The sequence below is a fragment of the Saccharothrix texasensis genome, assembly GCF_003752005.1.
GTDB classification, from domain to species: domain Bacteria; phylum Actinomycetota; class Actinomycetes; order Mycobacteriales; family Pseudonocardiaceae; genus Actinosynnema; species Actinosynnema texasense.
Genome location: NZ_RJKM01000001.1, coordinates 1,255,158 through 1,279,495, shown reverse-complemented (window position 1 = coordinate 1,279,495; position 24,338 = coordinate 1,255,158). Strand labels below are relative to the sequence as shown.

Annotated in this window: 22 protein-coding genes and 1 pseudogene; 9 read left to right on the top strand and 14 right to left on the bottom strand. The window is 73.5% G+C overall.

Going from position 1 to position 24,338, the window contains the following annotated elements; all coding sequences use genetic code 11:
- Window positions 1-109 precede the first annotated feature (109 nt).
- A complete protein-coding gene (locus EDD40_RS04780; RefSeq protein ID WP_170184941.1) occupies window positions 110-4,102 on the top strand; it encodes a serine protease in 3,993 nt (1,330 codons plus the stop codon).
- 50 nt (window positions 4,103-4,152) lie between these two features.
- On the opposite strand, the gene EDD40_RS04775 is transcribed toward EDD40_RS04780, so the two are convergent.
- From EDD40_RS04775 to EDD40_RS04745, 7 genes are all read right to left on the bottom strand, one after another.
- Complete coding sequence (locus EDD40_RS04775; RefSeq protein ID WP_148088679.1) at window positions 4,153-6,012, bottom strand: PPC domain-containing protein; 1,860 nt, start codon at window positions 6,010-6,012, stop codon at window positions 4,153-4,155.
- 274 nt (window positions 6,013-6,286) lie between these two features.
- The gene (locus tag EDD40_RS04770; RefSeq protein WP_123741808.1) at window positions 6,287-6,670 is read right to left on the bottom strand and encodes an STAS domain-containing protein; all 384 of its coding nucleotides are present in this window, start codon (window positions 6,668-6,670) and stop codon (window positions 6,287-6,289) included.
- A gap of 56 nt (window positions 6,671-6,726) precedes the next feature.
- Window positions 6,727-7,146: a response regulator gene (locus tag EDD40_RS04765; protein WP_246037410.1), complete on the bottom strand. Its 420-nt coding sequence runs from the start codon at window positions 7,144-7,146 to the stop codon at window positions 6,727-6,729.
- Window positions 7,143-8,621: a PAS domain-containing sensor histidine kinase gene (locus tag EDD40_RS04760; protein WP_123741807.1), complete on the bottom strand. Its 1,479-nt coding sequence runs from the start codon at window positions 8,619-8,621 to the stop codon at window positions 7,143-7,145. Before EDD40_RS04760 ends, EDD40_RS04765 begins: the two co-directional genes overlap by 4 nt.
- A 52-nt stretch (window positions 8,622-8,673) precedes the next feature.
- A complete protein-coding gene (locus tag EDD40_RS04755; RefSeq protein ID WP_123747762.1) occupies window positions 8,674-9,054 on the bottom strand; it encodes an ATP-binding protein in 381 nt (126 codons plus the stop codon).
- A gap of 91 nt (window positions 9,055-9,145) precedes the next feature.
- Window positions 9,146-9,796 carry a response regulator transcription factor gene (locus tag EDD40_RS04750; RefSeq protein ID WP_123747761.1) on the bottom strand — a complete coding sequence of 217 codons (651 nt, stop codon included), beginning with the start codon at window positions 9,794-9,796 and terminating at the stop codon, window positions 9,146-9,148.
- A gap of 138 nt (window positions 9,797-9,934) precedes the next feature.
- Complete coding sequence (locus EDD40_RS04745; RefSeq protein WP_123741806.1) at window positions 9,935-10,441, bottom strand: hypothetical protein; 507 nt, start codon at window positions 10,439-10,441, stop codon at window positions 9,935-9,937.
- Between the two features lie 109 nt (window positions 10,442-10,550).
- Between EDD40_RS04745 and EDD40_RS04740 the strand changes: the two genes are divergently transcribed.
- Window positions 10,551-11,342, top strand: coding sequence for a hypothetical protein (locus EDD40_RS04740; RefSeq protein WP_123741805.1), 792 nt, complete (start codon window positions 10,551-10,553; stop codon window positions 11,340-11,342).
- Window positions 11,343-11,358: 16 nt separating this feature from the next.
- Here the strand turns inward: EDD40_RS04740 and EDD40_RS04735 are convergent, their stop codons facing one another.
- From EDD40_RS04735 to EDD40_RS04715, 5 genes are all read right to left on the bottom strand, one after another.
- Window positions 11,359-12,282 carry an SGNH/GDSL hydrolase family protein gene (locus tag EDD40_RS04735; RefSeq protein ID WP_148088678.1) on the bottom strand — a complete coding sequence of 308 codons (924 nt, stop codon included), beginning with the start codon at window positions 12,280-12,282 and terminating at the stop codon, window positions 11,359-11,361.
- A gap of 160 nt (window positions 12,283-12,442) precedes the next feature.
- Window positions 12,443-12,829 (bottom strand): VOC family protein, encoded by a 387-nt coding sequence (locus EDD40_RS04730; protein ID WP_123741803.1) that lies wholly within the window; start codon window positions 12,827-12,829, stop codon window positions 12,443-12,445.
- Entirely contained in the window at window positions 12,826-13,119 is a 294-nt protein-coding gene (locus tag EDD40_RS04725) for an ArsR/SmtB family transcription factor (protein WP_123741802.1), read from the bottom strand. Before EDD40_RS04725 ends, EDD40_RS04730 begins: the two co-directional genes overlap by 4 nt.
- 338 nt (window positions 13,120-13,457) lie before the next feature.
- A complete protein-coding gene (locus EDD40_RS04720) occupies window positions 13,458-13,904 on the bottom strand; it encodes a hypothetical protein (protein WP_123741801.1) in 447 nt (148 codons plus the stop codon).
- Between the two features lie 264 nt (window positions 13,905-14,168).
- Window positions 14,169-14,813, bottom strand: a complete 645-nt coding sequence (locus EDD40_RS04715; RefSeq protein WP_123741800.1) for a TetR/AcrR family transcriptional regulator — start codon at window positions 14,811-14,813, stop codon at window positions 14,169-14,171.
- On the opposite strand from EDD40_RS04715, the gene EDD40_RS04710 reads away from it, so the two are divergent.
- From EDD40_RS04710 to EDD40_RS04690, 6 genes and pseudogenes are all read left to right on the top strand, one after another.
- Window positions 14,812-15,738, top strand: coding sequence for a glucose 1-dehydrogenase (locus tag EDD40_RS04710; protein WP_246037408.1), 927 nt, complete (start codon window positions 14,812-14,814; stop codon window positions 15,736-15,738). The two genes, EDD40_RS04715 and EDD40_RS04710, sit on opposite strands and share 2 nt — an antisense overlap.
- 80 nt (window positions 15,739-15,818) lie before the next feature.
- Window positions 15,819-16,073: pseudogene (locus EDD40_RS44745) on the top strand (nitroreductase/quinone reductase family protein); the annotation flags it as partial.
- A gap of 15 nt (window positions 16,074-16,088) precedes the next feature.
- Window positions 16,089-16,211, top strand: a complete 123-nt coding sequence (locus EDD40_RS44265; RefSeq protein ID WP_281277744.1) for a hypothetical protein — start codon at window positions 16,089-16,091, stop codon at window positions 16,209-16,211.
- Between the two features lie 301 nt (window positions 16,212-16,512).
- Window positions 16,513-19,737, top strand: coding sequence for a GH92 family glycosyl hydrolase (locus tag EDD40_RS04700; RefSeq protein ID WP_123741798.1), 3,225 nt, complete (start codon window positions 16,513-16,515; stop codon window positions 19,735-19,737).
- 266 nt (window positions 19,738-20,003) lie between these two features.
- Entirely contained in the window at window positions 20,004-20,723 is a 720-nt protein-coding gene (locus EDD40_RS04695) for an ATP-binding cassette domain-containing protein (protein ID WP_123741797.1), read from the top strand.
- A 16-nt stretch (window positions 20,724-20,739) separates the two neighbouring features.
- Entirely contained in the window at window positions 20,740-21,006 is a 267-nt protein-coding gene (locus tag EDD40_RS04690) for a hypothetical protein (protein WP_148088677.1), read from the top strand.
- Window positions 21,007-21,018: 12 nt separating this feature from the next.
- Here the strand turns inward: EDD40_RS04690 and EDD40_RS04685 are convergent, their stop codons facing one another.
- Window positions 21,019-21,765, bottom strand: a complete 747-nt coding sequence (locus EDD40_RS04685) for a thioesterase II family protein (RefSeq protein WP_123741795.1) — start codon at window positions 21,763-21,765, stop codon at window positions 21,019-21,021.
- 124 nt (window positions 21,766-21,889) lie between these two features.
- Complete coding sequence (locus tag EDD40_RS04680; protein WP_123741794.1) at window positions 21,890-22,540, bottom strand: TetR/AcrR family transcriptional regulator; 651 nt, start codon at window positions 22,538-22,540, stop codon at window positions 21,890-21,892.
- Window positions 22,541-22,621: 81 nt separating this feature from the next.
- On the opposite strand from EDD40_RS04680, the gene EDD40_RS04675 reads away from it, so the two are divergent.
- The gene (locus EDD40_RS04675; RefSeq protein ID WP_123741793.1) at window positions 22,622-24,256 is read left to right on the top strand and encodes an MFS transporter; all 1,635 of its coding nucleotides are present in this window, start codon (window positions 22,622-22,624) and stop codon (window positions 24,254-24,256) included.
- Window positions 24,257-24,338 lie beyond the last annotated feature (82 nt).

The window sequence follows — 24,338 nt, the reverse complement described above, 5'->3', positions numbered from 1 at the left end:
GTGCGGCAGTGGGACCGGCAGGCCCGGTGAACCACCTCAAGATCACCCGATCGTGCGTGGCATCCGGACGGCTGCGCTGGGAAGAATGGTCTACAGGGGATGTCGATCGGTGGGGGACGCGGCAGTGGGGTCGGCGCGGGAGTTGCCGGCGGCCGTCGTGCGGGTGCGCGACGACCGCGGTTCAGTGGTGGGCGCCGGTTTCCTGGTCGCGCCCGACCTGGTGTGCACCTGCGCCCACGTGGTGGGCGACGACGCGAGGCCGGTGCGGGTGGACTTCCCGATGCTGCCCGGCGTCCCGTCCCGCACGGCGCGCGTCGAGGCGTGGCGGCCGGTGCGGGCCGACGGGCGCGGCGACATCGCGCTGCTGCGGCTGGTGGAACCGCCGCCGGAGGGGTCCGCCGCGCCGGCCCTCGGCACGGCGCAGAACCCGTGGGGCCGGCGGTTCCGCGTGCCCGGGTTCCCGGCGGGCCGCGAGGACGGCGTGTGGGTCGGGGGCAGCCTGCGCGAGCGGCAGGGCACCGGGTGGGTGCAGATGCAGGCCGACGACGGGCCGCGCATCGCGCGCGGCTTCAGCGGCTCGCCGGTGTGGAGCGAGGACCTGGCGGCGGTGATCGGCATGACCGTGGCCGCCGAACGCGGCTCGGGCACCGCCTACCTGATCCCGTCCGAGTCGCTGGTCGAGGTCGCGGACGAGCTGGCGCCGCCGTGCCCGTTCCGCGGCCTGCGGGCCTTCCGCGCCGAGGACGCGCGGTACTTCTTCGGGCGCGACGAGGAGATCGACCGGCTCGCGCGACGGGTGTCGCGGCAGCGGATCGTGCTGGTCGTCGGGCCGTCCGGGTGTGGCAAGTCGTCGTTGGTCGACGCCGGGCTGAGGCCCCGGCTGGAGGCGGCGGGCACACCGGTGGCCCTGGTCCGGCCCGTGCCCGGCCAGTCGGCGGAGGACCTGCTGGCCGTGCTGCGGCCGGCCGCCGTGCCCGGCGCGGTGCTCGTGGTCGACCAGTTCGAGGAGGTCGTCACCGCCGACCCGGCCACCGCGCGGGACGTGCTGCGCCTGCTGGCGGAGCTGACCGCCGAGCCGGCCGGGCCGCGGGTCGTGCTCACGCTGCGGGCCGGCTCCCTGGACGGGCTCCTGGCGGCCGGCGGCGTGCCCGCGCTGGACGACGCGACGATGTTCCTCGCGCCGTTGAGCGGGGACCGGCTGCGGCAGGCCGTCGAACGGCCCGTCGCGCTGACCCCCGGCGTGGCCTACCAGGACGGGGTGGTCGACCGGGTGCTCGCCGACGCGCGGGCGGGCACGGGCCTGCTGCCGCTGGTCGAGTTCACCCTCACCGAGCTGTGGCAGGCGCGGGACGCCGGCCGGCTCACCTTGCGCGCCTACGACGAGCTGGGCGGTGTCGCGGGCGCGTTGGCGGGCCACGCCGAGCGCTTCTACCGCGCCCTCGACCCGGCCGGGCGGGAACCGGTGCGGCGGCTGCTGGTGCGCCTGGCCCGACCCGCCGACGACGGTTTCGCGGTGCGCCCCACCAGGGTCGACGAGGTGCCCGACGACCTGCGCCGGGTGGTGGACGTGCTGCTGGGCGCGCGGCTGCTGGTCGTCCGCGAGGATCCCGGCCAGCCCCCGGTGCTCGCGCTCGCCCACGAAGCCCTGCTGCGCAACTGGCAGACCCTGCGCGGGTGGCTGGAGGCCGACCGCGAGTTCCTGGCCTGGCACGCGCAGGTGCGCGAACGCGCCGAGCAGTGGGAGCGCGAAGGCCGCGACCGGAGCCTGGTCCCGCGCGGCGGGCAGCTCGCCACCGCGCGGCAGTGGCTCGACCGGCGCCCGGCCGACGTCGACCGGCGCGAGCACGACTACGTCGCCGCCGGGCAGGCCGCGCAGCGCCGGTCCACCCGGACGCGGCGGGCCGCGGTGTCCGCCATGGCCGTGCTGCTGCTGGTGTCGGCGTTGCTCACCGCCCGCACCGTGTCGGCCAACCAGGAACTGGACACCACCGTGCGGCGGCAGGGCGCGCAACTGCTCCGCGACCTCGCCGAGCGGCAGGCCGGCGTCTCCGCGATGAGCGCGTTGCAGTTCGCGCTGGCGTCCTGGCGGCACGACCCGGCGGTCGGCTACGGCGCGCTGCTGCGGCAGCAGGCCATGTTCCACGACGTGGCCGAGGTGGACGTCGACCGGTTCGCCGTGCCGATGGACGAGGTCGCCACGACACCGACCGGCCACGTCGCGGTGTCCGCCACGGCGGCCGGCGAGCTGACCGCGTGGCACGACCCCTGGGGCGACGCGCCGCGGTCGTGGCCGCTGGGCGAGGTCGACGGCGTCGAAGGCATCCGCGTGAGCGACGACGGCACGCGCGTCGCCGTGGTCGACACGACGGCCGCGATCCGCGTGTGGGACCTGCGCGAGCCCGGCGAACCGGTCCTGGTGCGCCCCGCTTCCGCGGAGGCGGACCCGCTGGACGACGCCGGCGTGGAGATCTCGCCTTCCGGCGGGCACGTCGTGCTGGTCAACAAGGGGCTGGTCGAGGTGTGGGACGTGGCGCGGCGGTCCCGGGTGCCGGGGTTCGCACCGCCGCCTGCCGAGGTCCTCGGCATGGCCGCGCTGGACGACGAGACCGCCGCGGTGGCGTTGCTCGAACGGCGCGACGACGACGCGGTGCACGTCGTGCGGTCGCTCGAGACCGGCGCGGAGATCCGCTCGATGCCCGGCATGTCCCGCACCCTGCGCCAGGGCCGCATGGTGCTGACCTGCGCGGACCAGGTGCTCACCGGCTGGGACGCCTTCGGCGGCGCGGAGGTGTTCCACCGGACCATGCCGGACTGCGACGACATCGCCACCGAGCTGACCGGCGAGTACGTCGTGGTCGACCCGGTGACCGAGTCGGGCGGCTTCAGCGTGGTGACCTACCTCGACCCGCGTGACGGCCGGGCCTACCAGTCCTCGACGCCGAGCGCGGACCTGACCGCCGACCAGGAGGTCGCCGGAGGCACGGTCGCGCTGCGGTCACCGGACGGCACCCCGGACATCCGCCACGTGCGGGGCAGGGCGATGGTGCGGATGCGGCCACCGCGGCCCGTCGAGGAGATCGGCGAGCAGCACTCGACGCCACCGGACACGATCGACCTGGTCAACCCGGCCTACAGCGAGGACGGTTCGCTGATGGCCGTGGCGGAGGGCAGGTTCGCCCAGGCGCCCGGCGTGTCGCTGATCGACACCCGCACCCGGCGCCGGGTGGCCACCGCGCCGGACCTGCGGCCACCGGGCCGGTTGTTCCTGCGGTTCACCCCGGACAACGCGCGCCTGCTGGTGTTCGACGGCCCGGACCTGCTCGTGCTGGACGCCCGGGACCTGGCCGAACTGCGCCGCCTGCGGCTGCCCCGGCCCGCCGAGCTGGTCGACGAGGACGACCGCTACTGGCCGCGCACGGTGGCCGTCGTGGAGAACCGCACCGCCGTCACCCTGTACGCGGGCCTGCTCACCCGCTGGAACCTCGACAGCGGCGCCCGGGTCGGCGAGCCCCTGCCGGCGGGCGGCACGGCGCGCGAGCTGCTGACGGCGGCGGAACGCGGCGTCGTGCTCAGCACCCCCGACCCCGACCGGGTGCTCGTCAACACCTCGCACGGCCAGCGCTGGTGGGACCTGGCGGCCCGGACCGGCGGGGACGAGATCGCGCCCGAGCCGGACTCGACCATGCTCGCCGCGGCGACGGCCGGTTCGCGCGTCGCGATCCAGTACTCGACCGGCCGCGCCTACGTGCACGACCTGCGCTCCGGCGCCACGTCGGCGCCGATCCCGCTCACCGCGCACGTCGCCCCCCTCGGGTTCACCCCGGACGGCAAGCTGCTCGCGTCCGGGCAGGACGAGCTGATCCAGGCGTGGGACCCGGAGACGTCCCGCCTGCTCGGCGAGTTCCGCCTGCCCGCCGACACGATCAGACCGGTCGTGCGCGGCACCCGGCTGATCGCCGCGAACAAGCAGGGCTTCGTGTCGCTCGACCTCGACGCGCCCCGGTGGTTCGAGGCCCTGTGCGCCGCCGCCGGCCGCGACTACACACCGTCCGAAGTGGACCAACTGCCGCCGGGCGCGGACCGGGGCAACCCCTGCGGGTGACGGCTCGCCGCGGTGGGCGCGGACGGCGAGGACCGCGCCCACCGACCGGGTCAGCCGGTGCCCCGGACGAACGCCCAAGCGGTGCGGGCGACCGTGTCCTCGATGCCGGTGAAGCCCTCGGCGGGGCTCAGCTCGTCCTCGGTGAAGTCGAGGTCCGGGTCGTCGGCCGTGCCACCCACGCCGTCCGGGCCCACCGCGAACATGACGGCCGGGTTCCCGCCGGGGTCCATGATGCCGTGCACCTCGTTGGGTCCGCTGGTGTGCCAGCTGCCCGACATGTGCCCGGCCTCGTGGCTGGTGATGTTGCCGACCGCACGCCCGATGAACGCGATCTTGTCGCTGTGCGGGCCGACGTAGGTGTTCAACGACAACCGCGACCCGGCCGGCGCGCTGATCTCGTCGAGCAGCACCAGCGCGGTCTCCTCGCGGCCGAAGTTGCCCGCGTCGATGGACTGCGCGATGCCGACGGTCGGGATGCCCGACTCGGCGATGGTGCCGCCGACGACGACCCGGCTGACGTTCGGCTGCCCCCACGGGTCGGCGTGGTCGCGGCTGTTGAGGACGCGCAGCGCGAACCGCGGGTTGAGGCCCTTGGCGACCATGTCCCGTTCCAGGTTCTCCCGCACGGTCGCGACGACGGAGGTGATCAACGCGCGTTCGTCGCGCGCGGCGAGACCCCACCCGGGCAGGAAGTCGGCCAACGGGGACAGGTCGCGCAAGCCGCCGCCGTTGCCGAAGATCGACGTGTTCACCCTGGCGCCGTCGAAGTCCAGGAAGATCGTGTGCACCGAACCGCGCGGCGCGGTCTCCGTGCCCGGGCGGAACGCTTCGAGCTTGACGTCGTACGGGCCTTCGCCCGCCTCGACCCCGAGCCGGTACCGGCCGGCCGCCGGCGCGACGAAGTCCACGACCGCGTTGCCGCCGCCGGGCATCGGCGAGTCCACCGCGAAGAGGGAGGTGAGGTCCTGCGCGGAGCCGAACACCTCGCGACCGGCCGGGTCGTGCACCGCGAGCCGCGTGCCGCCGCCCGCGACGGACGCGCCGAGCACGTCGCCCGCACGCAGGTCGAAGGAGTAGTAGTCGAGGTCGCCCGCGCTGCGGCCGCTGGTGATCAGCAGGTCGTACGGGCCTTCGGTGCCGACGCCCGGACCGGTGCCCGGCGTCGTGGGGTCGGGCAGCAGGGCCGGGTCGGAACCCACCATGAGGTAGAAGGTCCGGTCGGCCTGGATGGTGACGGTGAGGGCGGAGTCGGTCGTGCCGCCGCTGTCGCCGTTGAGGTCCCAGAGGTTGCCGTCGGCGTCCCACAGCGCGAGCACCGTGTCGAGGCCGCCGGTCGGCGTCGCCGTGCGCGCGGTGAACGTCAAGCTGGTGGCGCCGCTCTGGATCCGGTAGTAGTCGAAGTCGCCGGTGCCGTCGCCCGCGCTGCCGTGCGCGCCGTCGCCGATGACGCCGCTGGTGCGGACCGCGTGCCGGGCGCCCGGGATGCCGGTGTCGCCGGCGAGCCCGATCGCGTCGTCGGTCTCGGGGAACGGCGGCAGCGTCGGGATCGAGTCGTCGGGCCTGATGTCACCGGTCAGCGCGACCTTCGAGTGCGCGCGGGTGCCGAAACCCGCGATGTGCTCGGCGGTCGCCAGGGTGTCGTTGGCGCCGGTGGTGCCCACCGGTTCCTTCTCCCGGTACGGCAGCGCGGCCTGCGTGCCGACCCGTTGCCGCCGTTCCCGCGCCTTCGTCTCGCGAGCGCTGGTCACCGCGGCCCAATCGGTCCCGGCCCGGTGCGCCGGGAACATCAGCAGCGGGTCGGGCTGGATCATCGGCACGGCCTGCGGTTCGGCGGTGGCGGCGGTCTGGCCGCCCAGCAGCAGTGCGGCAGCCACCCCTGCTGCCAGCACGCCGAGTGAACGTTTCTCCATGGTCGGTTCCCCCTGGTCCTCGGAGCGTCCAGGAAACCGCCACCGCGGCCCGCGGTGCCGGAGTTCGCCCGAGGTTGGCCCGTTCATGCCAACGCGACGACGCCCGTCAGGACGGCACGTGCCTCCCGTTCGGCTGAAGACGGGTGCGTCGCCTGCTGCGTCCGGGCGCTTCGCCCCGGTGATCGATCCGCCCGGGGGAGGCCAGGTCGGTACCAGTGGTGGCGTGGGGGGTGAGGGGCAGTCACGTCCACCGGCCCGGGGCAGGTAGCCGGTGCTAGTCGGCGTGGCGGACGGGCTGGGTGGAGGAGACGGCGGCCAGTGCCTCGTCGACCGACGGGAACACGGTCAGCAGCTGCCCGAGGGAGGTCAGCTGGATCGGCCGCAGCACGGCGCGCCCGGTCGCGACGACGGCCAGGGTGTCGACCAGGCGCCGGACCTCCAGCAGCAGCGACAAGCCGGCGGAGCTGAAGAAGATCACCCCGGACAGGTCGAGGACCAGGGCGGACGGGTGCTCGACCAGGCCCGACACGACGGTGGCGCGGACCTCGGCGGTGGTGTCCATGTCCAGTTCACCCGCCACGGCGACGACCAGCACATCACCGGTTCGGGTGACACGGATGTCGAGGATCGGTGACGGTTGCCCCATCGGCTCGGCCACGACGTCTCCCGGGTGTGATGCGCGCGGTGTCGAACCACAGTTGTACCAGTTCGACGTTACGCCCCGGGGTGCGACGACGCGCTCGGGTGACCGCCGCGCCCCGGTCGTCCCACCCTGCGGACGGCCGCCACGATGTCGCTGTTCGAGACCCCCTTGACGAGGTGTTCCCGGACGCCGACCGACTCGAACTCGCGGAACGTCTCGCGGTCGGTGAAGGCCGACAGCGCCAGGATGCCGGTGTCCGGCGACCGGAGCCTGATCTCCCGCGCCGCCCGGCCACCGCCGCCGCCGGGCATGCGCACGTCGAGCACGACGACGGCGGGGCTGTGGCGTTCGACCAGCTCGATCGCCTCGTCCGCGTCCCGCGCCACCGCGACGACCTCCAGGTCCGGCTCGGCCTCCAGCACCTCGCGCAGCGCGTCGCGGATCATCGGGTCGTCGTCCGAGATCACCACGCGGAGCTTGCGGCCCGTCACGGCTCACCACCGGACGAATCCGGGATCCAGAACCGCACCACCGTGCCACCGCCTTCGCCCTCGCCCATCGACCACCAGCCGCCCGCGGTCTCCGCCCGCTCCCGCATCTCGATCATGCCGAAGTGGTCGAACGCCGGGCGGTCCGCCGGCGCGCCCGCCGCGGTGTCGACGCCCGCCCCGACCCCGACGCCGTTGTCCGCGACCTCCACCAGCGTGCCGCCGTCGACCGAGGTCAACGACACCTCGACCGCCGACGCCCGCGCGTGCTTGCGGATGTTCACGAGCGCTTCCTGGCAGATGCGGAAGATCGTGATCGCCGACTCGGCGGACGGCTCGTCGTCCAGCGCGTGCCGCAGCCGGTAGGTGACGCCCCACGAGCCGGCGACGTCGGTGAGGTAGTGGTCCAGGGCCTGCGCCAGGCTGTGCCGGTCGAGTTCGGGCGGGCGCAACCGGAACACCAGGTCGCGCAACCGCCCGATGGACGACCGCACCGCCTCGTCCAGCTTCCGCACCCCGGCGGCCTCCGGCTCGGGCAGCCGGTTGGCCAGCAGCTGCAACCGCATGCCGACGGCGACCATGGACTGGATCGAGTCGTCGTGCACGTCCCAGGCGATGCGGCGCCGTTCCAGCTCCTGCGCCTCCACCAGGTGGCCCACGAGCTTGCGCTGCTCGGTCAACGTCCGCTCGACGCGTCGGCGCTCGGTCATGTCGCGGGTGACCTTGGCGAACCCGCGCAGCCGGCCGGACTCGTCGGTGAGCGCGGTGATCACGACGTTGGCCCAGAAGCGGGTGCCGTCCTTGCGCAGCCGCCAGCCCTCGTCCTCGAACCGGCCGACGTCGACCGCGACTTCGAGCTCGCGCCACGGCTTGCGCGCCACCAGGTCCTCCGGCGGGTAGAACAGCGAGAAGTGCTCGCCGACGATCTCCTGGGCCGAGTACCCCTTGATCCGCTCGGCGCCCGCGTTCCAGCTGATCACCCGGCCGGTCGGGTCGAGCATGAAGATCGCGTAGTCCAGCACGCCCTGCACGAGCAGCCGGAACCGCTCCTCGCTCGCCCGCAACGCCTCGTCGGCCCGCATCCGCTCGGTCACGTCGCGGGTGACCTTGGCGAACCCGCGCAGCCGCCCGGACTTCTCGAACAGGGGGGTGATGACCACGTTGGCCCAGAAGCGGCTGCCGTCCTTGCGCAGCCGCCAGCCCTCGTCCTCGAACCGGCCGACCTCCGCCGCGACCTCCAGCTCATGCCAGGGCTTGCGCGCGGCCAGGTCGTCGGGCGGGTAGAAGAGCGAGAAGTGCCGGCCGATGATCTCCTGGGCCGAGTACCCCTTGATCCGCTCGGCGCCCGCGTTCCAGCTGATCACCCGGCCGGTCGGGTCGAGCATGAAGATCGCGTAGTCGACCACGCTCTCCACGAGCAGGCGGTACGCGTCCTCGGCCGGCGGTTCGACGTCGGGCTCGGCGGGGTGGTCAGCCATGGCGTCACTGTGCACCACGGTCGGTGGGGGTGCCACGGTCGGCGCGCCGGGGTCAGGAGGTGGCTTCGACGGCCATCTCGCACCAGACGACCTTGCCGCCGGGTTCGGGGGTCGCGCCCCAGGCCGTGGTCAGCTGCTGGACGAGTTGCAGGCCCCACCCGCCGACGGTGGCGGACAACCGGGCGCGCGGCAGGACCGGGCTGCCGTCCTCGACCTCGACCCGCAGCCGGAGCGCGTCTCCCGCCAACCGGACGACCGGGATGGTGGCCGTGTGGCGCAGGGCGTTGGACACCAGTTCGGACACGACGAGCACGACGTCGCTGTGGTCGCCGAGGTAACCGAGGTCGGTGAGGGTCTTGCGGACGAAGTCGCGGGCCAACCCGGCCGCCCCGCGGTCGGCCGGCGCGCTGAACTCCGCAACCGGGCCAGACACCTTGAGGTCCACAGTCGCACTCTCCGGCATCGGGCGCTCACCGCCCAGACGCACGTACACCGCCGTGGCTAGTGCGGCTGCACTAGCCGTGCTAGTCGAGCAGGCCGTCGCGGCGGGCGATGGCCACCGCTTCCAGCTTCGACCGGGCGCCCAGCTTCTCCAGCACCCGTTGCACGTGGTTGCGCACGGTGTTGCGGGCGACGCCCATGCGTTCGCCGATCTCCTCCGTGCTCGCGCCGTCGGCCATGAGCAGCAGCGCCTCGCGTTCACGGACCGTGAGCGGCACCCCGTCGGTCTTGGCGCGGCCGGTGAGCTTGTCCAGCACGCCCGCGAGCAGCCCGCCGTCGAACACGACCTCGCCGGCCGCCACCCGCAGCACGGCCTCGGTCAGCTCCTCCAGGCGGGCGGACTTGAGCACGAGGCCCGCGGCGCCGGACTCGGCGGCCCGGGCGGCGACGGACACGGTCGCCTCACCGGTCAGCACCAGCACCCGCGCGCCCTGCTCCTCGAAGTGCCCGATCGCGTCCAGGCCGTCGCCGTCGGGCAACCGGCGGTCCAGCAGCACCACGTCGGGCCGGTGCCGGCGGACCTCCGCGGCCGCCGCGGCCACCGAACCGACCGAGGCCACCACCTCGACCTCGCCTGCGTCCGCCCACGCCAGCCGGATCGCCTCGGCCACCATGTGGTGGTCCTCCACCAGGACCACGCGGACCGGTCGGGACGGGTGGGGTGAGTGCGCCATGCTGTGCAGATCCTCGTCGCTGGTCCGGCCACCCACCCTAGACCTTCCGACCGCCCGGTCCGACCAGCACGCTGGAAGATCGCCACCACGGGGGATGCCGGCCTCGCCCCAAGAGGCCGAGTGGCGGCGGTGCCCGGTTCAGAGGGGGTCGTACTCGTCGCCTTCGTCGTTGATCAGGCGGAAGCGGGGTGACAGGTCGGTGAGGCTGGAGCGCAGCCGGATCAGCAGCTCCTCGACGGGCACGCGGTCGAGGCCCAGCTCCGCCGAGACCTCGGCCTGGTGGCGGTCGAGGTCCGGCTCGTACTCCCGCAGCTCGGCGATGGTCGAGTCGAACGCGGCGCGCATGGCGTCGAGGTCCGGCGCGCGGGCCACCACGTCGTGCCAGGTCGGCACGCCGATGACCAGCTGGAGCGCGGACGTCGGGTCGGCGGCGAGGACACCGGCCCCGCCCTCGGAGCTCGCGTACAGCACGGGCCCGCCACACGCGTAGAACGTGCCGCCCGCCGCGTCACCGGCGACGGGGCGGAACTCGCCGTCCCAGGTCGGTCGCACCGGTTCGACGTGCTCCGCCCGCTCCAGGTCGAAGTCGAACACGGTCGCCAGCAGCTGCGCGGCACGGGCGTTGCCCTCGATGCGGTCGAACACCCGGGCCACGATACGTCCCGGCCCGTGACGCACGGCGCACCGGTGACGACGGCTCGTGTTGAGCGGGCCGGGCACGGCACCGGACGCCGTGGCGCTGCGTTCAAGTGGGGTGAACCGGGGGGACGAGGTCGAAGAAGAGCCGCAGCCGCCGAACTGGGCGGTGTGGGTGGCGCGTGCCGTCGCCGTGGTCGTCGTGGTGCCGGTGCGGTTGGCGTGGGAAGGGATCGAGGCCGTCGGCCGGGCGGTGTGGCGGTGGGTTCTCCAGCCGCTCGGCGTCGGGCTGCGGTGGGTGGCGCGGGTGCTCGGCGCGGGGCTGCGCTGGTTCGGCGAGGTGCTGGCGCGGTACGCGTTCAGGCCGCTCTGGGCGGTGCTGCGGTCCGTCGCCGACGTGGCGGGGCGTGGGTTGGCGGCGGTCGGCACGGGGTTGCGGTGGCTCTTCAGGGTGCTGGCGCGGTTCGTGCTGCGGCCCGCCGGCCGGGTGTTCGCGCCGGTGGGCCGGTGGCTCCGGTCGGCGGGTGTCGTGGTCGAGGACCTCCTGCGCCGGGCCGCGCGGGTGCTGCGGGTGGTGGTGCGGGTGGTGGTGCTCAAGCCGTTGGCGTGGGGTTGGCGTGCGCTCGTGGTGTGGCCGCTGCGGGGTCTGTGGTGGGTGGTGCGGCTCTTCGCCCGGGCGCTGGTCTGGGCTTGGCGGCTGCTGGGGCGGGTGGGCCGCGCGGTGGTGGTGCCGCCGGCCCGGTGGGTGCGCCGGGTGGTGCTCGCGCCGGTCGGGCGGGCGATCGGGCACGGGTGGCGTGCCGTCGTGGTGGCTCCGGCCCGGTGGGTGCGCGGCACGGTCGTCGAGCCGGTGCGGGTGGCCGGGCGGCGGCTTCGCGCCGCGCTCGGCGGACGTCGGGATCAGCCGTGAGGTCCGGACGTGACCGTCATCGGGTGGCGAGGACGGCGGTGGCGATCGCCTCGTGCCCGGCGGGGGTGGGGTGCACGTCGGTGTGCTCGCAGAAGTACGTCAGCGCGCAGACCTTCGCCACCGGGGTGGGGATCGCGCCGTAGGTGGGGTCCTGCGTCGTCTCCGTCAACGGGCCGTAGCCGCCGGTCGTGGCGGTGACGTCGACGAACTGCGCGCCCACATTGTCGTACTCGGCTTCGAGGGCGGCGTTGAAGAAGTCGCGGAACAACGACACCGACAGGCGGGCGAGGTCCCGGCCGTTCGGGAACGCGGGGGAGACCCACGCGCCGAGGAACACGTCCGGGTAGGTCAGGCCCACGATCGGGGCGTCGCCGGCGGCGTCGCGCAGGGCGGGCAGGGTGGCGGCCAGGTTGGCCCGGACCGCGGCCACGGCCTGCGACGCGCACGTCAACGGGTCGTCGGCCCGCGCGCACGGGGCCAGGTCGTTGCCGCCGATCACCACGGTCACCAGGCCGACCCGCCCCCGGTGCTCGCGCAGGGTCTGCACGGCCGCGTCGAGCTGGGTGCGACCGGCGGGGTCCGGCGCGTCGGGGCCGCGGGCGGCGGGCGCGCAGCCGGGCTCGGCGCGCAGCTGGGCGGACGTCGCGCCGCTGCACGCGAGGTTGATCAACCGTAGGTCGGCCCGTTCGGCGACGAGGTAGGCGAACCCGTCCCGAGCGGTGCCCTCGCCCGCGTCCGCCGGCCGGTAGCCCGTCGCGTAGGAGTCGCCCAACGACACGTAGACGCGTTCGACGGGCGGGTCGCTGGTGGCGGCAGTCGAGGACGCCACGGTCGTCGGGGGAGTCGTGGTGCACGCTCCGAGCATCACCAGCAGCGCGCCGATCAGCGCCGATCGCCGAAGTCCCGGCACGTCCACCCCTTCCAGCCCGGCAACGACCACCCAGGCTACCCGCCGGCGTAACGGTCCACCTGCCGTCCACTGTGGACCGGGGAAGGGGTGCGGCCCGCGTCCGGACGTCGGTCGAGCGGAACGCAACCGCGGGAAACCGGCCGGTCGACGGGGAAACCGGCCGGGATCGCGCGGGTTCGGCGTCGTCGGACTACTTGTACTGGGCGATCTGGATCAGGTTGCCGCAGGTGTCGTCCAGCACCGCGGTGACGACCGGGCCCATCTCCAGCGGCTCCTGGGTGAACCGGACGCCGAGGCCGCGCAGCCGGTCGAACTCGGCGCGGACGTCGTCCACGAGGAAGGCGGTGGCCGGGATGCCGTCCGCGACCAGCGCGTCCTTGAACGGCTGCACCGCGGGGTGGCCGCTGGGCTCCAGCAGCAGCTCGGTGCCGTCGGGATCGTCGGATGAGGCCACGGTCAGCCACCGGTCCTCGCCCAGCGGGACGTCGTTCTTCTTCACGAAGCCCAGCACGTCGGTGTAGAAGCTCAGGGCCTTGGCCTGGTCGTCGACGAAGACACTGGACAGGTGGATCCTCATGGGGTGTTCTCCGGTGCTTCGGGCCTGAGCCATCGCGTCACGATGAGCTCGAGCGGTTCGGTGTTCAACTCGTGGAACTTGTAGCGGCCCTCGCGCCGTGACCTGACCAGCCCGGCGGCCTCCAGCACGGCCAGGTGCTGGCTCACCGCCTGCCGGGTCAGGCCCACCTCGTACTTCGCCAGCAGTCGCCCGCAGAGCTCGAACAGGGTCTGGCCGTCCCGTTCGACCAGTTCGTCGAGGATGCGCCGGCGGGTTCGGTCGGCCAGCGCCTTGAAGAGTTCCTCCGCCACGGCACCACCATAAGCAAGTGACGACTTGCCTGCAAGTGGCGACTTGCCTGACGTTTCCGGGGTCGATGCCGAGGTCGAGGCGCGGTGATGGCCACGGCGCCCCTGCCGACCACGGCGACCCTCCGGCGAGATCCGCCGGCCTCTTGCTCGGCAAAGGGCGCTGCCCCTGCTCCACCGACGGGGACCGGCCGCTTCTGGACGGTGGATCTCTCGTCTCGGTCGAAGCTCCGCGGAGGCACTCCATCCCACGGCCTCACGGTCGGAGAACCGGGGGAGAAGGGGGCTGGCGACACCCCCGCGCGGTCAGCAGGGGCGAATCGGAGTCCTGTCGGTGCTGCCTACGGGCAGCTCAGGGTGTCCAGCGGTGGCCGCTTCGCCGCGGTGTAGCCGTAGCCGACGGTCGCCGACTGCCAGCTGAAGCCCTGGTAGCTGCTCTTGGGCATCGTGAACCTGACGGTCGCGTAGCCGGACGGCCCCCAGTCGTCGGCGTAGGCGTTGCCACCGACGCCGGTGGAGTCACGCCGGCTGTTCCAGCTCACGCTGATCGACACCGCGACGTTGTTCGGCCGCTTTGCCCGCACCTTCAGGGTGATGGTGTCGGGCGTCTGGGTGACGCGGCAGGCGCTGAACGCGGGCGTGTTGCGGTTGGTGGCGTAGTCGGACGGGATGGCCGTCCAGCCTGTGGCCTGGATGGCGTACTCGGTCGTCGAGGCCTGGGGCGCGGCGGAAGCGCCCGCCGGGATGACCGCAACCGCGGCGAGCGCTGTGACCAGCGCTCCGATCAAGGGGGAGATTAACCTTCGCACTTCGGGCGCACCCTTTCACTCCAGAGAAGCGGGACGCCGTCATCGTCTCATCGGCACTGTCCGATCGCATCGAAACGAGAAGGTTTGACGGATGCGTGCGACGCGAGTTCGGCGCGGCGCACCAGGGATTGATCGAGGAGCTGACGAAGTCCGGGTGGAACCCGTAGTTCGCCTCCACCGCGCCTCGATTGCGCCGCCATCAGTCTTCCGGTGGCGGCGGGACTTCGTCGCGATCGGTGGGGCTCAGTCGTCGGTGGACGCCCCTGGTCCGGTCGTGGCGTACCGGGCGGCGGTGGTGCGGACGGCCTCGTCGACCACCTGGGCGACGCGTTCGGCGCTCACCTCCCAGCCCGGCACCAGGAGTGTCGGCCAGAAGACGTAGTTGGAGATCATGCCCAGGAACTGGGTGGCCGCGAGGTCCACGTCCTCGACCCGCACCGTGCCCGCCTCGTGCTCGGCCCGGAGGTAGCGGCGCACGGACTCGAAGTAGGGCATCTTCCCGCGTGAGAACTGCGCCTGGGCCAGCTCGGGGAACCGCGGGAGCTCGGCGATGACGATCCTGAACAGGTCGGTCATTTGGTCACGGCCCAGCAGCTCGGCGTATCGGCGACCGAGGGTGCTCAGCCCGTCGACGACGTTGCCTGCCGGCGGGGGGTCCTCCTCGTCGGCGGCCGACCAGGACTCGGTCACGATGGCGTCGAACAGGGCTGCTTTGGTCGGGAACTGCTTGAACAAGGTGGCCCGCGACACGCCCGAGCGCTCGGCGATCCGCGCCAGCGACGTCCGGTCGTAGCCCAACTCGAGGAACAGCGCGGTCGCGGCCGCCACGATCAGCGCGCGCTTCTCCTGGGCGACGCGCTGGTGGTACGTCGTCACGATCCCGCTCATGGGGCGAGCATACGAGGTGAGTGGCTTGACTCGCCATTGTCGTCGTCCTAGCATCGCGGCCAGGATGGTGAGTCGACCGGCTCACCACCGGCCGCCGGTCGCACTGGCGATCCCGGTCATCCACCGCGTACCGGAGGAGCACCCGATGCCCCGCTTCGACAACCAGACCGTGCTCGTGACCGGTGGGACCGGCGGTCAGGGCTCGAGCCACGCGCGCGCCTTCCACGCGGAGGGGGCGAACGTGGTGATCGGCGACATCGACGCGGAACGCGGCGCCGCTCTCGCCGACGAACTCGGGACCCGCGCCCGCTTCGCCCACCTCGACGTCACCGACGAGAGCTCGTGGTCGGCCGCCGTGCTGGTCGCCGAGAGCGCCTTCGGCGCCCTGAACGTGCTCGTCAACAACGCGGGCGTGCAGAACCCGCCTGCGACGATCGAGGACACGGACCAGGCCACGTGGTCGCGCATCCTCGACGTCAACCTCACCGGGACCTTCCTCGGCATCAAGGCCGCGGCCCCCGCTCTGCGCCGCGCGGCAGGGGGAGCCATCGTCAACATCGCCTCGACCATGGGGCTGGGAGGCACGGCTCACTACGCGCCGTACGTCGCCGGCAAGTGGGCCGTGCGAGGCCTCACCCGAACGGCAGCGCTCGAGCTCGGCCGCGACCGCATCCGGGTGAACACCATCCACCCCGGCGTGATCGCGACCTCCTTCATCCACGAACCGGCAGCCGGCGCGGTCGCGGCGATCGCCGACTTCTACTCACCCGAGCCGTTCGCCATCCCCCGGCTCGGGGAGCCGGCCGACGTCAGCCGTCTCCTGCTGTTCCTCGCGTCATCGGACGCGTCGTTCATCACGGGGTCCGAGTACGTCATCGACGGCGGACTCCTCCTCGGGCCCGCCCTCCAGGCCGAGGCCGCATGAGCACGCCGGACCCGACCGGGTCGATCGACTCCGCACGGGACGCGTCCTCATCCCACCTGCCCGACCACATCTGACGAGCCATCGAGATCACCCCCGCCGCGGGCACCGCGGAACGGATCATCGACATCACGACGCTGGGGCGCCGCACCGGCCGAGCACGCCGCATCGAGATCTTCTTCTACCGGGCCGCGGGCGCCACCTACCTGTGCAGCGGCGCCGGCGGCGCCGCGACCGACTGGCACGCGAACCTCCTCGCCGATCCCGACTTCACCTTCCACCTCAAGAACGGGGTCCGCGCGGATCTACCCGCACGGGCCACGCCGGTCACCGATCCCGCCGAACGTCAGGCCGTGCTGGCGGAGATCGTCGCCGATCTCAACCAGCCCCACGACCCCGGCACCATCCGGCCGACCCGGCTCGAAGACTGGGCCGACAGTCGGCTGGTGCGCGTCAGCTTCCGCCACCGGCCGTGATCGCGGATCCCACGACACCGTCGCCCGCGGGTCGGCGGAGGGTTCGGGGCGCGTGGAACACCGACGACGAGGTCGTCGCGTGGGGCGGATGGTCGCCGCCTACCGCCCCGAACGCTCTGCGGCTCAGCGCTCGGGTTGCGCGATCCCACCGACCACGCCCCGGCCGCGATGGGCCGGGTTTGTCCGGTCAGGGTGGCGGCCAGGGCTGGACGACCGGGGCGGTGGTGCGCGAGAGTCGGATCGGTGATCGGGCACCCGGGTCACCTGACAACGTTGTCACCCAGAGAGGGCCACCCTGCCGATGCCGCTCAGACGAGGCACCACGCTCCTGCTCGCCGCCGCGCTGGCCCTCGGGGGGACACCGGCGGTCGCGGCGGCCGCCGCTCCCGCCGACGTGGACCCGACCACCCTGGTGAACCCGTTCGTCGGCACCCAGAACTTCGGCAACACGTTCCCCGGCGTGAGCATGCCGTTCGGCATGGTCCAGGTCAGCCCGGACACCGGCGGCCAGGGCGGGTACGACTACCAGCAGCAGGAGATCCACGGCTTCAGCCAGACGCACCTGTCGGGCGTCGGCTGCGGCGTGGCCGGCGAGCTGCCGGTCATGCCGACCACCGGCCCGGTGGACAACGTTGACACCGCGGGTTACCGGTCGAAGTACTCCCACGCCGACGAGGAGGCGCGGCCGGGCTACTACCGCGTCGGGCTGTCCCGCTACGGGGTGAACGCCGAGCTGACCGCCACGCCGCGCACCGGCTGGCAGCGCCACACGTTCCCGGCGGGCGCGCAGGCGAACGTCCTGTTCAACACCGGCAAGGCGAACCAGCAGGTGCTGGACTCCGAGGTGCACGTCGTCGGCGACCGGACGGTGGAGGGCCGGATCAAGGCCGGGCGGTTCTGCGCCGGGCACGACGAGCACACCGTGTACTTCACGGCCACGTTCGACCGGCCGTTCGCGAGCTTCGGCACCTGGCGCGGCACGACCCGCGCGCCGGGCGCGCCGGACGCGGCGGGCCAGGGCGGCAACGGCGCGTGGGTGACGTTCGACGCGACGGCCGACCGGGACGTGGTGCTGAAGGTCGGCCTGTCCTACACCGGGATGGACGGCGCGCGGAAGAACCTCGCCGCGGAGACCGGCGACTCCTACGACTTCGAGGCGACGAAGGCCCGGGCGCACCAGGCCTGGGTGGAGCGGCTGAACGCGATCCGGATCGACGGCGGCGCGCCGGAGCGGCGGACCGCGTTCTACACCGCGCTCTACCACTCGCTGCTGCACCCGAACCTGGCCGGCGACGTGGACGGCCGGTACGTGGGCTTCGACGGCCTGCCGCACGTCGCGGACGGCTTCACGCCCTACCAGAACCTCTCGTTGTGGGACACCTACCGACCGCAGAACCAGCTGTTGGAGCTGCTGGAACCCCAGGTGGCCCGGGACGTGGCGCTGTCCGTGGTCGCGAGCGGCCGCGACGGCGGGTGGCTGCCGCGCTGGGCGCTGGCCAACAGCGAGACCAACATCATGACCGGCGACCCGGTGACGCCGTTCCTGGTCGAGGCGTGGTCGAAGGGCCTGCTCGCCGGGCACGAGGAAGAGGCCTACGAGCTGCTCAAGCGCAACGCCACCACCACCCCTCCGGCCGACTCGCCGTACAACGGGCGCTCCGGGGTGGAGTTCTACCGCGACCGCGGCTACATCCCGTCCGGGTTGACGCTCGGCGCCGACTGCGCGCACAAGGGCGGCGACAACGACTGCGTGCACCCGGCGTCGGCGACGCTGGAGTACGCGGCGGCGGACGCGTCGCTCGCCGTCATGGCGCGCGGCCTGGGCAAGCACGACGACGCACGCGTGTTCGCCGAGCGCGGGCAGTGGTACCGCAACCTGTGGGACGCCTCGATCGGCCACTTCCGCCCCCGCACGGTCGACGGCACGTGGGTGACGCCGTACAACCCGGTCGACGCCGGTCACCAGTTCCACGAGGGCGGCGCGTTCCAGTACCAGTGGCTGGTGCCGCAGGACCCGAACGGCCTGGTGGAGCTGATGGGCGGCTGGCGGGCGACCGAGCAGCGGCTCGACGCGTTCTTCGCCTACGACGAGCTGCTCGCCGACCCGGCCGGGACCGTGCGCGAGGACTGGATCACGCAGCCCTACGACTACTACGGCAAGCCGACCTACAACCCGAACAACGAACCCGACCTGCTCGCGCCGTACTTCTACCTGTCCACCGGCACGCCCGCGAAGACGGCGACCGTGGTGCGCGCGGCGATGACGTTGTTCACCACCGGTCCGGACGGCATGACCGGCAACGACGACCTGGGCACGATGTCGGCCTGGTACGTGTTCTCGTCGCTCGGCCTGTACCCGACGATGAGCGGCGGCGACTTCCTCGCCCTGTCCAGCCCGCAGTTCCCGGGCGCGACCGTCCGGACCGGGAGCAGGACGCTGACCATCACCGCGCCGGGCGCCAGTGACGCCAACCGGTACGTCCAGCAGGTGACGTTCAACGGCCGGGACGTGCGCAAGACGTGGCTGGACTGGGACGCGGTGGCGGGCGGCGGCACGGTGGCGCACCGGCTCGGCACCACGCCGTCGTCCTGGGGCACCGGTCCCGGCGCCGAGCCGCCGTCGATCAACCGCGCGCAGGCCGACGGGCGGCGGCACGTGGACGCGTCGCTGCGGCAGGCGTCGGCGGTCGTGCCGACGGCTGACGCGCCGCAGACCGTCGAGCTGACCCTGGACGTGCTCGCCCAGGCGCCCGGCTCGGTGCCCGTCGGCATCACGGCGACCGCGCCGGACGGCTGGTCGGTGACGCCCGCGGACCGGTTGGTGGTCAAGTCGGGCCGGTTGCCGACCCAGCGGACGGTGTCGGTGGTGGCGACGGTGCCGGCCGGCACGCCGGTCGGCCGCTACCCGGTGCGGGTCACCGTGACCGGGCCGAACACCGTGGTGCGCGAGGCGGTGGTGGAGGTCCGGCGGGCGGCGACGTGCGCGGTGGCGGGCGCGCAGTGCGCGGTCGACCTGACCGGCGAGCTCAACCACGACGGCACGGCCACGGTCGCCGCGTCCGACCAGGGCGACTTCGACGGCTCGGGCTGGAGCTACGACGCCGCGCTGCTGCCCGCCGCCGGTCCGGTGGCGCTGGGCGGCGTGACCTACCAGGCGCCGGACGCGTCCGGCACGGCGGCGAACTTCGTGGAGGCACGCGGGCAGGCGGTGCTGCTGCCCGCCGGCGAGCACTCCGCGCTGCGGCTCGTGGCCTCGGCGCACAACGGCCCGGTGACCGCCGCGGTGACCGTGCGGTACGCCGACGGCACCACGGCGGAGGTGCCGATGACGGTCGGCGACTGGGCCGGCTCCGGCGGCTCGGTGGTGCTGGAGATGCCGCACCGCATCAAGGCGGGTCAGGGTGTGGACGGGCCGCCGGTGCGCCTGTTCGGCCTGTCCCTGCCGCTCGACCCGGCCAAGGCGGTGCACTCCGTGACGCTGCCCGACGACCCGCGCGTGGAGGTGTACGCGATCACGCTGGCCTAGGCCGCCGGCGGTGGGGAATCCGTGCCGTACGACCGTCGAGGTGGACTCGGTCGTACGGCACGGTTCACTCCACCCAGTGACGATCGCCGCCCGGCCAGGTATTGACAGCGTGCCCACCGGCCGTGTTGCGCCGCACAGCGGTCACGCACCGTCGTCGCCCTGCACGATCGGGGGGTGAGGTAGCCCTACCCTCGTTGTGGTTTTAGCGCCATGTTCCCGCCGCGCCGGCCGCCATAGCGTGGAGGCACGTGCCACAGGGAGGGCTCATGAGCGTGACGCTGGCAAGCGAGCAGGTCGGGTGCGGTCGGGCGCGGGTGGCTCCCGGACGTGCGGCCGTGTCGAGGTTGTCCGGGGTCGGCAAGCAGTTCGGCGACCGGGTCGTGCTGCGCGACGTCGACCTGGTGGTGCCCGTCGGGGCCGTGGTCGGCGTGGTCGGCGGCCCGGGGAGCGGGAAGACGACGGTCGCCTGCCTGGCGGCCGGGTTGCTGCCGCCCGACGAAGGGGTGGTGGAACTGGTCGGGCGCGACCCGTGGGACGGGGGCCGCCGGCCGGTCGTCGGGCTGGTGCCCGACCGCGTGCCGGTGAGCGACCGGCTGACGTGCCGCGAGGTGCTGCTGCACGTGGCGCTGTTCCGGGGTTTCCCGCCCGTCGTGGCCGCGCGGCGGGTGGACTCGCTGCTGGCGGTGTGCCAACTCGCCGACAGCGCGGGCGTGGTGGTGGCGGAGTGCACCGCCGGGCAGCGGCTGCTGGTGCGGTTGGCCGCGACGCTGCTGGGCGAACCCCGGCTGCTGGTCCTCGACGACGCGCTCGACGTCGACCGCTGGGCCCTCGACGTGGTCCGGGCGGTGTCGCGCGAGTTCGTCGCGACCGGCGGCGGCGTGCTGTGCGTGGTCGGCCAGGCGTGGCAGGCGGCGTGGTGCGACGTGCGGCTGGAGCTGGCGCCGCCCGCGCTGCGCCCCCTGGACGAACGATCCCGTCGCCGGTGAGCCGGGTGAGGTGGCGGTGCGGGTCACCCTGACGAACCCGGTGTCGGCGACGGTCGACCGGCACGGCCGGCTGCTGCTGACGGTGTCCGGGACCGGCGCCCGGCACGTGCTCGACGCACCGCAGACCGCGATGTGGATCGCGTTGTGGCAGCACGGCGGCGACGTGGACCGGGCGGGCGACGCGCTGGCCCGCAGCTGGGACGACGACCCCGGTCGGGTCCGCGCCGACCTGCGCCGGTGGGCCGCCCACCTGTGCGCGATCGGGCTGGCGGCGGGCGCCTGACCGCGAGGCGGCTCACCTCGGCGCCGCCACGAGCCGCGACGTGATCAGCGCGTCGACCGCGTCGACGTGCCCGGTCAGGAAGAAGTGGCCGCCGGGGAACACCTCCCGGGTGAACGGCCCGGTGGTGCACGCCGCCCAGCCCGCCGCCTCCTCCGGGGTCACCTTGGGGTCCGCGTCGCCGACGAGCGCGGTCACCGGGCACGTCAGCGGCTCGCCCGGCACGTGCTCGTAGTCCTCCACCGCCTGGTAGTCCACCCGCAGCGCGGCCAGCGCCAGGTCCAGCAGCTCCCGGTCCAGCAACCGGAGGTCGGTGCCGCCCAGCGCGTCCAGCTCGCGCAGCAGGTCCGCGTCCGGTTTGGTGTGCAGCACCTCGCCCCGGTGCGTCGCCGGTGGTCTGCGGGAGGAGGCGAACAACGCCACCGGGGTCACGCCGTGCCCCCGCAGCAGCCGCGCCGCCTCGTAGGCCACGGTCGCGCCCATGCTGTGCCCGAACAGCGCGATCGGCCGGTCCGCCAGCGGCAGCAGGTCGGCCACGACGCCCGCGGCCAAGCCGGTGATCGACGGCACGGGCGGTTCCCCGCGCCGGTCCTGCCGCGCCGGGTACTGCGCCGCCAGCACGTCCAGGTGCGGCGCGTGCCTGCGGGCCAACGGCGCGAACCAGGTGGCCGAGCCGCCCGCGTGCGGCAGGCAGACCAGGCGGGTGGGCGCGTCGGCCGTCGGCTGGAACCGGCGCAACCAGGTCCCCGTCGCCGCCGTCACCGCGAGGGCTCCCGCCGTGCCATGGAACCTCCTCGATCGGTGGGCCGGGCACGTCCGACCCTGCCGGTGCGCCGACCGGCCCGACAACCCCTATCGCACCCGGGCGGAATAGGGGCCGACGTCGTCAGGGGTGGGTGACCGGGGCGTCCCGCGCGGCCTCGTCGTCCTCGGCCGGCGCGACGGCGGAGGCGGTCTCCGGGAACCGGACGTCCAGGCGGTCGGTGATGGCCCGGACCGCCGAGAGCAGGTCCGACGCGGTCGGCATCGCGGTCGGGTCGATGAGGCTCTGCACGGTCAGCCCCATCATCACGGCCAGCAGGAACGACCCGGCCGCCAGCCGGGTCGGGTCCTCCTCGCCCCCGTCCGGCACCGCCAAGCCGCCCAGCGACGGGCGGGCGCGGCGGTAGGTCGTGGCCAGGCGCTCGCGCAGCTCGGGCATCCGCTCGGCCAGGGCGAAGGCCTCCAGACCGGCCACCCACAGCGGCCGGTGGCTGGTGAACGACTCCAGCACGCCCGCCCACATGGCTTCCAGCCGGTCCGCCACGGTGCCGTCCGAGCCGGCCGCGGCCATGACCCGGTCGATCTCGGTGCCCCACTCCTCGAACGCGGCGACCAGGGCCGCGCTGAGCAGGGCGTCCTTCGACCCGAAGTGGTAACCGATGGACGCCAGGTTGGTGTTCGAGGCGGCGACGATGTCGCGAGCCGTCGTACTTGCGTAGCCGCGCTCGTAGAGGCACTGCTTAGCCCCGGTGAGCAATTGTTCCCGGTGACCCATCAGGTGATCCTAGCCGATCACCAAACCCCTGTTCATACAAATGTCGTATACAAACGTATAGATCCTGGGTAGTGTCACCGCATGACTCCCGGCCCACGTGCAGGAAGGCGCGAGTGGTGGGGACTGGTCGTCCTCGTGCTCGTCACCGTGATCATCAGCATGGACATGACCGTGCTGTCCTACGCCCTGCCGTTCATCAGCGCCGAGCAGGCGCCGACGAGCAGCCAGCTGCTCTGGATCACCGACATCTACGCCTTCGTGCTGTCCGGGCTGCTGATCCCGATGGGCACGCTCGGCGACCGGATCGGACGGCGGAAGCTGCTGATCATCGGGGCCGCGCTGTTCGGCGTCGCCTCCGCCGCGTCGGCCTACGCCGCCACCCCCGAGGCGCTGATCGGCACCCGGGCGTTGATGGGCGCGGCGGGAGCCACGCTCATGCCCTCCACCATGTCGTTGATCCGGACCATGTTCCGCGACGAGGGCCAGCGCCGGGCCGCCATCGGCATCTGGGCCTCGGGCTTCTCCGCCGGCGGGGCCATCGGGCTGCTGGTCGGCGGCGGCCTGCTCCAGTCGTTCCACTGGGGTTCCGTGTTCCTGATCAACCTGCCGATCATGCTGGTGCTGGTGGTGCTCGCACCGCTGCTGCTGCCCGAGTACCGCAACCCGCGGGCGGGCCGGTTCGACCTGCTCAGCACCCTGTTGGTGTTCGTCGCCGTGCTGCCGGTGGTCTGGGGCATCAAGGAGTGCGCCGAGGGCGGCGCCTCCACGCCCGCGCTGGTCGCGGTCGTCGTGGGACTGCTGTTCGTGCCGATCTTCGTCTGGCGGCAGCGCGGGCTCGACGACCCGATGGTCGACGTGCGGCTGTTCCGCAAGGCGGCGTTCTCCGCGGCGCTGGTCACCAGCCTGCTGACCAACTTCGCGCTCGTCGGGTTCCTCTTCTTCACCAGCCAGTACCTCCAGCTGGTGCTGGGGCTGCGGCCGTTCGAGGCCGGGCTGTGGTCGCTGCCGCAGGTGTTCACCGCCGCGATCGGCGCCGCGGTGCTCGCACCCGCGCTGGCCGCGAGGTTCCGGCACGCCGTCGTGATCGTGATCGGGTTGCTCGTCGGCGGCTGCGGTTTCCTGCTGATGACCCGGGTCGGCGTCGACCACGGGCTGGCCGAGGCCGTGATCGGCCAGGCGCTCAGCGCGCTGGGCATGGCGATGGTGCTCACCCTGACCGCCGAACTGGTGGTGACCAACGCGCCACCGGAGCGGGCGGGCGCGGCGTCGGGCTTGTCCGAGACCGGCAGCCAGCTGGGCGGCGCGCTCGGTGTCGCGCTGCTGGGCAGCCTGGGCGCGTTCGTCTACCGCTCGGGGTTGGCCGACGTGGACGCGCCGGCCGACGCCGTCGCCGCGGCCCGGGAGACCCTCGGCTCGGCGCTGGAAGCCGCCGGGCGACTGCCCACCGCCGCGGGGGACCTGCTGGCCGGGGCCGCGCGGTCGGCGTTCGTGGACGAGGTGCACGCCTCGGCCTACGCCGTGACCGGCACGCTGCTGGTCACCGCCGTGGTCGCGTTCGCCCTGCTGCGCAAGGTCGCCCGCCCGACGCCACCGCCCGCCACGCCGCCGGAGCGGAACACCGAGGACGACGACCCGGCCGCCGCGGTCGAGCAGGAACCCGGCGCGCAGAAGGCCGCCGAGCAGGATGCCGAGCCCGAGGACACGGTCCCGGTCTGAGCCCCGCTTCCTCCCCACGACGACCCCGGCCACCCGGTCGGGGTCGTCCTCGTCGTGCGGCCCGGTTGATCGGGGTGGCCCC